Source organism: Halalkalibaculum sp. DA3122 (assembly GCF_043951865.1).
In the GTDB taxonomy this organism is placed as follows: Bacteria; Bacteroidota; Rhodothermia; order Balneolales; family Balneolaceae; genus JAMQKA01.
Map to the genome: position 1 here is coordinate 1 of NZ_JBINJF010000051.1, position 12,013 is coordinate 12,013.

Annotated in this window: 6 protein-coding genes; 1 reads left to right on the top strand and 5 read right to left on the bottom strand. The window is 42.3% G+C overall.

Going from position 1 to position 12,013, the window contains the following annotated elements:
- Positions 1-610 precede the first annotated feature (610 nt).
- Complete coding sequence (locus tag ACG2F4_RS18420) at positions 611-2,575, top strand: hypothetical protein (protein ID WP_395262416.1); 1,965 nt, start codon at positions 611-613, stop codon at positions 2,573-2,575.
- A gap of 181 nt (positions 2,576-2,756) precedes the next feature.
- Here ACG2F4_RS18420 and ACG2F4_RS18425 read toward each other — a convergent pair whose 3' ends face one another.
- From ACG2F4_RS18425 to ACG2F4_RS18445, 5 genes are all read right to left on the bottom strand, one after another.
- Entirely contained in the window at positions 2,757-3,578 is an 822-nt protein-coding gene (locus ACG2F4_RS18425; protein WP_395262417.1) for a ThuA domain-containing protein, read from the bottom strand.
- 96 nt (positions 3,579-3,674) lie between these two features.
- Positions 3,675-6,611: a hypothetical protein gene (locus tag ACG2F4_RS18430; RefSeq protein ID WP_395262418.1), complete on the bottom strand. Its 2,937-nt coding sequence runs from the start codon at positions 6,609-6,611 to the stop codon at positions 3,675-3,677.
- A 6-nt stretch (positions 6,612-6,617) separates the two neighbouring features.
- Entirely contained in the window at positions 6,618-7,505 is an 888-nt protein-coding gene (locus ACG2F4_RS18435) for a sugar phosphate isomerase/epimerase family protein (RefSeq protein WP_395262419.1), read from the bottom strand.
- An 83-nt stretch (positions 7,506-7,588) separates the two neighbouring features.
- Positions 7,589-9,070, bottom strand: coding sequence for a RagB/SusD family nutrient uptake outer membrane protein (locus ACG2F4_RS18440; RefSeq protein WP_395262420.1), 1,482 nt, complete (start codon positions 9,068-9,070; stop codon positions 7,589-7,591).
- Between the two features lie 12 nt (positions 9,071-9,082).
- Positions 9,083-11,983, bottom strand: a complete 2,901-nt coding sequence (locus tag ACG2F4_RS18445; protein ID WP_395262421.1) for a SusC/RagA family TonB-linked outer membrane protein — start codon at positions 11,981-11,983, stop codon at positions 9,083-9,085.
- Positions 11,984-12,013: the final 30 nt, after the last annotated feature.

A 12,013-nucleotide genomic window follows, 5' to 3' on the forward strand; every position in this document is an offset into this window, starting at 1 on the left:
CGCCTGCGGAAATGCAAGATTATTTAACCCAACAACAAGAACTGGCTGCATGATCTGGCTTAACTCACTGTCCATTTTTTTGTAGCAATTCCAGTATCGAACTCACGTTATTCTGCTAACACCATGTAACTGGGATATGATCTTCTCATGTAATCCATCATGGGTGTTCCACACCCGACAATTTCAAAAATAACCAGTTCTTTCTTTTGACAGGAAATTGTGTCTCAGATCATTTGTCAGACGGCAGGCTAACCATCTTCCGCGCAGCTCAAAGAACTTAAAGAGGTCTTTTAAAACCGTTGTCTTACCCAATTTCAGCATGTCAGCGAAGACAAAAGGGATTAGACACTTGCTATTTACAATTTATATACTAGATTTAAAAATACCCTAAGAAACTGTTTTTACTACATTTAGAATGTTATAATATAACATCAGGTGATGGATCATATATCCTGTTTTTATCGAAAAACGACTTGTTAGCTATATCAAAAGGGATGACATAAATACCATTCTCGATCAATGTTGCGAAGCTTTCCCCTCCATCACTTCACTCCGAGGGAGAAAGGGTTATGGTCTATTTACCGCAATAGTTGTCTTATCTTTCGTTTCGTTGCTGGCGGGCTGCAGTACAACAGGCTCCCTCACCTACCAAGAACGCGCCCTTACAAAAGCGGACCTGCAAACCGTCAATATCGATCAGGTGACGGGCCATTGGGAGGGAATATATCATGTCTACCCGAACCTGATGGGAATTGAGCTCGATCTCCTGGCTTCTGATACGACGAATCTATCCGGTGAATTGCACTTTTATCCGCTTGATGAAAAACGGGGACCCGGAAGACTCTCGCCCGGGAGTTATTCGGTAATCGGCAGCTATGATCCAGTTACCCGAACGCTTGAACTAAAACCGAAAACATGGATTAACAAGCCCCGGGGCCGGGTAACGGCCTTGCCTCTATCAGGAGTTGTTGACACTGAGGGACCCGCAATAGCCGGATTTCTCGGACAACAGCGCACCCTGCGGGATCGCCCCATATACTTTGCATTAATGCGGACCGACAAGGCTGAATCGAGGCTGAAAGAACCTTTTCGCAGGTCAAGTGAACAAGTTAACCTGCAGGCGTCCGGGGTTGGGTCGATCTTCAACAAGTTGGGCAGAGATATTCCTGGTGATGAAGAAATTCTTCAATGGGCAGGCAGGTTTAGTGATGAGTACCCGGAGATTAATCCGGACCACACTGAAATGGGAACATTGTATAATAAAGTTGTAAACCTGTTTGAGGACGAACATTTTATTGCCCATTTCGGCCTGCCTTTTGAGCAGATGAGTCCCGGGCAGCGAGACATGGTCGCCGACCGCCTGACGGGCAGTTATCGCTCCTTTGGTGACCGCAGCGACTATATGCTTCGGGATTACCGGGCCTTCTCAAGAGCATTCAACAGTTCGGGAAGTCCGGGCACGCCGGGAATCACGGCTGCTCTGCTTGCCCAGCGGGTTATTCGTTCCTGGCAGCGTACCACCCAATACCGGTTGAGCCATCTGTCTCCCAAACCTGGCACCTTTGCCAAAATTGCCAACATTGAGGAGCGCTCCTCCCTCCTGCTTCATACCCTTTGGCCCAGCGAACAGCGGGAATTTAATGATCATATTGCAGATATAAGACAGAAACTGGCAACCCCTATCCTGGCTGCCAGTGCCGAGAAAGCGGTCACCAACAGCAGTGGATACGACGGGGCCCGCCGGCTGGCGTTATGGGAACAAAACAACCAGGAATTACTGCAGTATGTGGATATTTCTGAGAAAGAGTCGCTTATTTCAAAAGTAGAACACAGGCGTGATGAGCTCCTGTCGCCACTCATGGACGTTGAAATAGGTAGCCTGCAACAAATCCCGAATACGGCAAGTGCTGTCGACAAGGGGAATGAATGGTATACCGATTTCAACAATCGGTATGGGTTTGCTTCCCAAAGCCAACCCTATCAACAAGTGCTGAGCGTCCTTCAAGCCAGGCGAGAGGAGGATCTATCCCGTGTTTTGGCTTCATATGGTGAACAGATCAATAAGCTCACTCCCGAAGAAAACGTGGATGATTTCATCTCGTCCGTGCTCGTTGTCCCGGGAGATCAGTATACGCCCCCGGGGAAGACGCTTGTCCGGATGGCCGATACCCGAAAACAAACCATTGAGGCCCGACGGAAATTGCAGTCTGAGATAATGTTTGTTTTGGTTGCTACCCTGCTCCTGCAAAGTGACACCGGGAATGACCAGTACTCCCAAAAAGCCACCGATGAAGGTCCAAACTGCGTGGTCCAGGGCATAGGCCGTGTTGCTCGTGACAAATTAATTTATTTCAGCCTTTCTGCATTCTGGCCCACCATGGATGAGACGACCGTTTCCCGGTTACAACAATATATTTCAGGTTTTTTGGACAACGACCTCACCCCGGGCTCAATTGGGAAAATTTTAATACAGCAACAGGTTGTTGAAATGCTCGGAAATGACAACCCAGCAGTCCAGGATTTTACCTTGTTGGTGGAGTTGACATCGAGCCTGATAGAGAGTTGTGATGGATGATCGGTTTATCTTCGCTATTTACTTATTTAACGTGAACTTGGTTTAAGAATTCAACAACACCCTCACTTAATTACCAGTTGAAACCTTTTATTGGATCCAGAACGGGGTTTAAAACCTATTCTGGGACCACCAAATTTGTTCACTAGGTTTTCTTACATTAAATATGAATGTTCAAATTATGTTACAAGGCTCGTCCTGCCACCCATATTACGCCATTACGTATCATATTAGCAGTGCCTTCAATTTGGATTGCACGAACATCATGCCCTAAGGGAGTATTAAATACTCGACCTTTCCCATAAGTATGAGCAAAGGCCATTGGATGATAACGTTTTGTAATTTTCGAGCGGGCGCGGGCAAGTAATATCACTTCCTTCTCACCCTTGACCCCTATATACAATTCGTCATCTGTCTCATATGTTTCCATTTCTCGCGTAACTGGATGTTGGTGGTTGACTATTTCGACACGAAACTTACCACGTGGATCATGGGTGTTCTCACCATCCCACACTTTTCCGGCAATTTTGGTGTATTCTTCCCAATTCCTAAATGCCCCACACGCAAAGTGCAGCAGAAAGAGTCCTCCTCCCTGGGCTACGAATTGCTTCAAATTTTTCTTTGCTTTAGCATTTGGATCGGGTTTCTTCCAATTATTAAAATGGAGAAACACCACATCATAATTGTCAAGCTCCACAACCTCCAATTGGTAGGGATCTTCAAGTACGTCTATCTTCATACGAGGATCCTTGGTTAACTCCGCCCTTAACGCCGGAGTGGTCTTACGCCACTTATGGGCAGGGTGGTCCATACCCGTTACAATAAGTACATTTATAGAATCTTCAATTTCTGATTCAGCTCCTTGAATACCATCACTTACTTTTGTGTAGCTGGAAGAATCAAGCGAATTCTTCGAAGTATTGTATTTTGACTGCCTTGTACAGTTTAAAGTAATTAATAGAAGTCCAGTAAACGTGAGTGAAAATAAGTTTAAAAAATTAGGCATCTAAAAATACTTTTAGGTTACTGGCAACTATTGGCCGTTCAGAATATGACATTTCAATTTTTGATGTATTTGTTCTTCACTGTATCATTGAGGTCCTTAGTTGCTTCCATCTAAGGACCTAAGATACTTGGTAAGATCGGCAAGTTCAGTGACTGTCATTTCTTTTTCTAACCCCGATGGCATAATTGATATAGGACTCTTTGTACGTTTGTTAACTTCCGACAAAGAGATCTCCACAGGCTCCATCCCAAACTGTCTAACAATGAGTTTGTCAGACTTTTTTTCAACTTGGCCTGTAACTACCTTGCCACTTTTAGTCTCAATTGTCTCTATTTGGTAACCTGTTTTAATAACTTTGTTTGGTTCTAAAATAGACTCAATTAAATACTGTGGCTGAGAAGCCGCCCCGATATCCGCTAGATTAGGTCCAAGGTTTGAGGTAACATTACCTGTACTCGTTGCATGGCAGGAGGTGCATGCAGCTTTACTCGTACTGAATATTATCTTACCACGCTTTGCAGAGGCATTCTTCAAACCTGACAATACCTCCTTCCCGAATTGTTGCTTATCTTCTGGTCTATCTAACTGGACGGGGAGCTCTGCCAATTGTTTTTCCGGAATACCTAACTCTTTAAAGGTAAAGTAAACCTCTTCTATTACAACAGGATCATTTCCTTTCGTATCGTGAATCGTATTCCATAGTTCATTAACGAAAGATGGGCTGTGATCTCGCTGGCGCAACGCTCGTAAAGCCGAAATTGCAATATTATTGGAAGAATGTGTAATCCAGGATTGCCAAATTTCTGGACTTCCAGATTCACTAAATGATCCCAATGTATAAAGGGCATTCATCTGTTGAAACTCACTTTGAGTATTGTTTAGGATACGTAAGGTTGCTTCCCTAATTTCATCACTATCAATCGATGCAATTCTTACTACTCGTAATGACGCTGACTGCACTTTTTGATTTGGATCTTGTAGGCTGGCTAATAAGAAGTCCAATAATTCTTTTTGTTTGGGAGGGTTATTTTCGAGCCATTTTAATGCCATTACCTTTTCATTCGCAAGCTGTATTTTGTTACCAGCCTTTATTTGCTCAACTAGTCTTTCCGCCTTTTCTTTATTGGAAAGTGGCAAATCCCAATCTTTTACTACCGATGCAAGTGAACTTTCCTCATATCGTGCTGTCATAGCAGCGATGTAGGCAATACGCTTTTTTTCCGGGTCAGATGATGCATATAATTTTTCTAATGTAGCTTTGTCACCCCGTCTGCCCAATTCAAAGCCAATTTGATACCGTAGCCGGTCACTTGTAGCCACTTCCAGCGCCCGAAGTAGGCCTCGGCCAACATCTTCCTTTGATTTTAATGCCAACGCTGCTTCTATTCGGACCTCTCCATTTGGGTCATCCAACATAGATTGTGCTATGCTACCAAGTTTTTTTACACTTATTAACTGCGGCCGGTCATTACTAAAACTCCCTTCTCCCAGCTGCTGACCTGCTGCTTGTCTTAACTGTCGTAATGCGTGAGCGCGCACTCGCGGGGCCGCATGATTAAGTGCAGAAATCATTGTTTGGCTGGCCGGCTTCGAATTCATCCGTGTTAATGTCCAAATGGCCGTGGCTGATGCAAAGGCATCACCATTTTCCGCCACTTCACTTAATGCTGTTAGTGCCGAAGTATCGTGCTTTAAAAGCTCGCCTTGTACCTGTTCACGAATGAAGTGGTTTGGATGACCCAGCAATTCAACTAGTTTATTAGGTGACATTTCTTCAATATCTCCTGATATAGGCACTTTTTCCTGCTCACCGTCTCCTTGGTATGTAATTTTATAGATATATCCCATATTATTATTGTAATCATCTCTACCATGCCAATCACTAAGATAAAGTCCTCCATCGGGTGCAGGAACAATGCTAGTTGGCCTGAACATCGAGTCGCTGAGGGTAGATAGGAACGGAGTATCGTGTTCTATAAACCCACCACTATTCTCTTTTTCTTTCCGGCTAAATCTTCTGACTACCCTATTGGTCGGATTAAAGCCGTGGCTTCCCCAGTTCGAAACAAAAACATCCCCCCAATAATCACTTGGAAACATCGAACTATAATAATGATAGGCGGTGGTATTGGCCCCCGGTCCCATATCCATAACTGGTGGAGCAAGTGGAGTTCTACCGGCAAGCCAATTATAGGTTACATCCCGTGAACGATAGCCATAGTCCATACCGGGAATTACATCTAAATAGATATTCGGACTTTGTTCCCCATTTGATATAAGCCAAATATGCCCCCAAGGATCAATATCAAAAATATAGGGTGCCCGTAAGCCATCAGTAATCAACTCCAAATTCGAACCATCGAGATCACACCTGACCAGCCCACCACTTTGTCCACTAAAACGGACTGTACTTCCATCCGTACCTGTAAGTTCACTTTCTGGGTGATCTGCAACGGAAAGCCAAAGCTTATCATCAGGCCCAACAATGACTCCATACATGCCAAAAGGATTCCACGGTACAGCAGCATCCTTAACGAGAAGTTTGCGATCCAATAGTTGACCCTTAGGGCCTATATCCATCACAAAAAGTTCATTTAATGATGCTGCATAAAATTTATCATTGTGAACTGAGATTCCCATTACAGGATTATCAAATCCCTCTGCCACTACTTTAATCCGTTCAACTTGTCCCTCAGAGTCAAACTCAATCCGTTTAATAGGATTGGTCACATTTGCCATAGTAAATTTTTCCTTTTTTTGTCCTTCAGGCACACTAGCTCCACCATAACGATAATTATGAGCTTCTGAAACATAAATGTTGCCCTCCTCGTCCACCGTCATCCGCATAGGATTGATAACATCGGGTCCCTCAGCTATTTTACGTATTGAGAAACCTTCCGGTAAATCAAATTTATCTTCTAATGTTAATTTTCTTGATTCCTTATCTCTATCCAACGAATCAAATTTTTTTTGGGGCTGATATAATCCTACAGCCCCAAAAAGGAATATTAGTATTAAAGCTGAGTACTTCATTTATACTTAATTAGTTACCTTTGAAGCTTCTGAGATGACAGAACGGAGCCAATTAACACTGTCACTGATATTACTAGGTGTGCCTATAGTCTCGACCGAAAATACTCCATCCCATTCGGTCTCATACAGATATTCAATACATTCCTTAATATTGGAAGCATTTACCCCCTGTCCAACAGCTACTCCTGAAGAACCGATACCCGTTTCGTCACCCGTGCTTTCATCTACCATAGCCTTCGGGACATCTTTGCAATGAACATGCCGCAACCACGGACGAATTGCTTTAATAAATTCCAGCGGATCATTACCCGCAATAAATGAATTGCCTGTATCAAAATTTACACCCAGCCACTCGGAGTCGAATTCCTCTAGAATATCAACCATTAACTCAATATTGTTTGTAAATGGTCCATGGGGCTCAAGGTTTACCCCCACCTGGAAACTCTCAGCCCGCTCGAGTACGAGCCTAATATTGTGACGCCATTGGTCAATCGTTTTCTGGTCATCCCACCCCTCGGGCTTGCGACCCCCATCGGTACTTACTACATAAGGGCAGTCAAGCAGATAGGCTTTTTTGATTGCACGCCAGACATAACGAACCCCATGTACCCCTCCATTTCTGCCTGTCAAGGGATAGGCACCATCAATTTGAGAAATACTTATCCCATGTTTGTCAAGCGTACGCCGAATTTCCAATTCATCCATATCCATAGATACGGATGGCTCGTATCCGAGCCCCTCGACAAAGTACTGTCCATCAATAAGACCGAATTCAATGTGATCCAAATTATTTTCCACAGCAGACTCTATAGCCTGGCCGAAATTGCCACTCAACACCCGCCAGTTGTCCGCATGCATGCCCAATTTAATTCCAGTGTTAGATTTTGTACTCATAATATGTACCTCTTTTATTTAGGATTAGAATAATTGCAGATATCAGGTTACCTGTTATTGTTCAAAATGAGTAGATGAAACCGTTACCAACCAGGATTTTGACTAAATCCATTAAGCCTAACTTCTTTGGCCGGTATTGGGAAAAGCAGTTGATGTTCTTCAACATTAAACATTTCAGAAGTTACTCTATTTAATCGTTGTTTTTCTTCCGCACCATGGGCATTCATTATCTCAATAGCACGGTCTGTTCTGATCAGGTCGAACCATCTTTTATTTTCAAAAGCGAGCTCTACCCGTTGTTCTTGGTAGACCGCATCTCTGAATTCTGATTGGCTGAGTCCTGTTGCTAAGGGATCCAGCCCTGCCCTTTGGCGTACCTCATCGACGTAGCCGTATGCTTCACTTGTAGGGCCATCGGTTTCATTAATTGCTTCAGCTAACATTAGCAATACATCCGAGTATCGATACACAGGCCAATTTTCGTCCGTTTGACCCTGTCTTTCGTATGGCGGATGGTAGTACTTTTTGATAAATGGCATGGAATCTCCAAGGGCCTCGTCAAACCCACTATTTTCCGGATCAACATAATATCCAACCGAGGCCTCTTTTCGCTCATCTCCATCTTCATAGGCCTCTATTATACTCGGCGTAGGAATATTCATTGATTCCAACTGTCCTTGGAACCCAGTCAAGGCTACAGAAGCATTCCAGGGTCCAAACAGAAATATGAAGTTACTATTTTCGCCCTCCGCGGAAGCAGAATATTGGACCTCAAAAATTGACTCTGAGTTATTTTTATTATTCGGATTAAATACATTCTCATAATTAGGGACTAAGCTATAGTTTAAATTGGTTACTTCTCTCAAAGTGCTCACGGCTGAAGAAAAGTCTTTTTGAGTCACATATACATCGCCCAAAAGTGTAAGGGCCGCTCCCTTTGTCGCTCGTCCTATATCAGAACCTTCATAACTTGCAGGCAATCTGTTTGAAGCGTCCTCGGCATCACTTATTATTTGTTGATAAACTTGTTCAATACTTGCTCTCTCATCCGTAAATACTTCTGATGGATCCTCGATTTCTTTATTTTTTAGCGGTACAGGGCCATATAATCGGACGAGATGGAAATAAAGTAACGCCCTAATAAACTTCGCCTCTCCAATAAACTGACTTTTCTTAGACTCTTCAGGGAAAGACACATTTTCAATACGATTTAATACAACATTCGACTGTTGTATACCGCTATAAATAGCATCCCATACATTTTCTACTCTATCATTTACAGCATTCATCAGGAAATAATCTACTTCCTCCCTCGGTACACAACATCTGTTATTAGGATTAAAAAAGAATGTAGTGTTGTCTGCTCGCATCTCTGTGAAGACATAAAAATCGCCTGTATATAGTGGCTGTAACTTACCGTATGCGCCATTTATAGCCGTTTCTATCTGAGATGCTGTTTGATAGTAATTCTCCCCACTTGTAAACGTAACTGGTTCTACATTAAGAGTCTCGCTACAAGCTGAAAGAACAAATATTAATGATATAAGATATATTTGAGTTTTCATCTTGATCAGGATTTAAAATGTTAAATTAATTCCGGTTGTAAATATCATTGGAGTAGGATATGGATTTGAATCAAATCCTGGTACAAGGGCTCCACCCCCTGCCTGATTTCCATAATTAGTCACTTCTGGATTTCTGCCTGCATAGTCAGTAAAAAGAAGAGGATTCTGCACGCTTATATAAAGACGTGCTCGTTGTGCCGCCATTTTATCCAACAAAGTGCTAGGTAGTGTATAACCTAAGGTGATGTTTTTCACCCACACATAGTCATTTTTTTCTACCAATTGGGAACCACTATCTCTAAACATTCTTCTACCCCTTGCAGAACCAGCAGTAGTGGGAACATAATTATTCCCAGGGTTTTCTGGTGACCTCCATCGATCCAATAGGTCACGACTAACATTAAATAAACCATCGAGCAGATACGTTGTGAATCGATTAGCCACCATTCTCTCTCCACCAACTGAACCAGTCAGCAAAACTTTAAAATCAAAATTTTTATAGGTCAGATTATTTGTCATACCCCATGTAAAATCAGGATATGGATTACCTACAATTGTGAAGTCTTCAATAGGATTTATAACGCCATCTCCATTTATATCCTTGACTCGCATATTTCCTGGAATAGCACCTGGAAATGATGGTTGAGAATCAACCTGTTGTTGATTTTGATAAATCCCATCATGCACATACCCATAAAACATACCTATTGGTTGACCAACCATGGTAATATGGGTCGGATTTCCTTCGTAGCTTGAACCTGATAGAATTGGCTCATCACCCCGTCCTAATGCGAGAACTTCATTCTTATTGGTAGATAGATTAAGACTTGTACTCCAACTGAAACCTGATGAAACTATATTTCTTGATGTAAGGTCAAATTCCATTCCAACATTTTCGATTTCACCTCGGTTTACAAATAGATTAGAAAACCCTGAAGATTGAGGGATTTCCACATTCAATAATAAGTCTTGCGTATTTTTCTTATAAAACTCGGTAATCAGATATAACCTATCATCGAAAACACCTATATCCAGTCCAAGATTGAATTCACTTGTTTTTTCCCATCCTAAATTAGGATTACCCAAAGATTCCATTGTGCGGCCTCCAGCCAAACTTCCTCCCAAGATATAATCATTGGATTCTATCTGACTCATATATGTATAATTACCAATCTTGAAATTACCCGCCTGACCATAGGAGGCTCTAAGTTTGAGGTCACTTACCCAGTCAACATCCCCCATAAATGATTCATTAGACAAGTGCCAACCAATTGCCGCGGAAGGGAAAATTCCCCATCGATTATTGGAACCAAATCGAGATGAACCGTCTCTTCTGACCGTAGCAGTTAATAGATACCTATCTTTGTAATTGTAATTTGCTCTAGCCAGATAAGAGATTAAAGACCATTCACTTTCACTGGTTGCCCCTGTAATTCTTGCAGCTGCATTAAAAGTTTGAACATCATCATCAGGGAATTCATCACCATCAAAGCTGGCGCTCTCATTAATATTTTTTTGTATGGAAAAACCAAGCAACCCAGATACGTTGTGGCCATCTCCAAAAGTATTTTGATAGCTTAAAGTATTCTCATTCACCCAATTTAAATATGACCCTCTATCATAATCCGCCTCTGGAATAGTGGGTGGGTATGTAAAAAGGGCTCCAACTGTTGAAGGTCGGAAATACTCCCTCTGACTATCTTCCCAATCAGTGTTAAAAGTAGACTTCAAAACTAAATTGTCTACGATTTCATATTCCCCAAAGATATTAAACAGAATCCGAGTGTTTCTTGATTCTTCATCAATTTCAGTTAAACTCATTAATGGATTAGGATAAGGAAAAATACCAGCTGGACCATCAATCATGGCATTGTAACTTCCGTCTTCATTATATACTGGAGGTATAGGGCTAGCAACAAGGGCATCACCAAAACCACCACCGCCTCTTCCAATCCCTCCAGTAACGGAAGATTCGCGAAATGAAAATGTAGGTGCAATATTTACACCTGCTCTAATATTAGAAGTTAAATCTGCATCAACGTTAGCTCTTACTGAGAACCGTTGATAACCAGAGGTTTTTATTACCCCCTCCTGATTAAAATAGCCGGCTGAAACATAACTTCTGACATTCTCATTGCCTCCACTCAAACTGAAATTTAAATCATGGGTCTGTCCAACTCTTGATATTACATCAAACCAGTCCGTTCCTTCACCCAATTCTTCTGGATTTTGGTACAACTCGGGGATATCTGCATCTGTAGCCTCCCGATTTTCTTGCACTCTAATTTGATCAATGATTGATTCTTTTTTGAATCGAGCGAATTCCTCTGCATTCATTAAGTCAGGCATTTCTCTTTCCGGAATTCTCTGGAGACCGGTTTTTGCACTAATCTGAACCCTGTAATCTCCTGACCTTCCCTTCTTAGTAGTAATTAATACTACCCCATTCGCTCCTCTTGATCCATAAATGGCTGTAGCTGAAGCATCTTTAAGAACTGTAATCGATTCTATATCCTGTGGAGCTATATCATTGATAGGATTAGAAATTTGATCTGAAGATGTTGGAAGTGGAAAGCCATCAACAACATATAAAGGATCACTACCAGCTCCGACAGCAGCTATTCCTCTAATTTTTATCTGTGGTCCACCACCAGGTATACCATTTGATGTTCTAACACGAACACCTGCCATTTGGCCAGATAAGCTCTGATCAACACCTGAGACCGGCAAATCTTCTACGTCTTCCATAGAAATTGTGGAAGTAGAAGTTATGACCTCCTCACTTCGCTGTGTACCATACCCAACGACGACTACATCTTCCCCGACCAATGCTTGAGGTGTTAAAACCGCGTCAATTTGTGTTCTCCCATTGATTGGAACTTCCCGTGTTTGATAACCAATGAACGAAAACACAAGCGTATCTTGAAGACTATTAACTGGCAG

What these genes read in the sequence shown, in the direction of transcription:
- ACG2F4_RS18435 (WP_395262419.1), bottom strand. Translation starts at nt 7,505, where the DNA reads ATGAGTACAAAATCTAACACTGGAATTAAATTGGGCATGCATGCGGAC.
- ACG2F4_RS18430 (WP_395262418.1), bottom strand. Translation starts at nt 6,611, where the DNA reads ATGAAGTACTCAGCTTTAATACTAATATTCCTTTTTGGGGCTGTAGGA.
- ACG2F4_RS18440 (WP_395262420.1), bottom strand. Translation starts at nt 9,070, where the DNA reads ATGAAAACTCAAATATATCTTATATCATTAATATTTGTTCTTTCAGCT.
- ACG2F4_RS18425 (WP_395262417.1), bottom strand. Translation starts at nt 3,578, where the DNA reads ATGCCTAATTTTTTAAACTTATTTTCACTCACGTTTACTGGACTTCTA.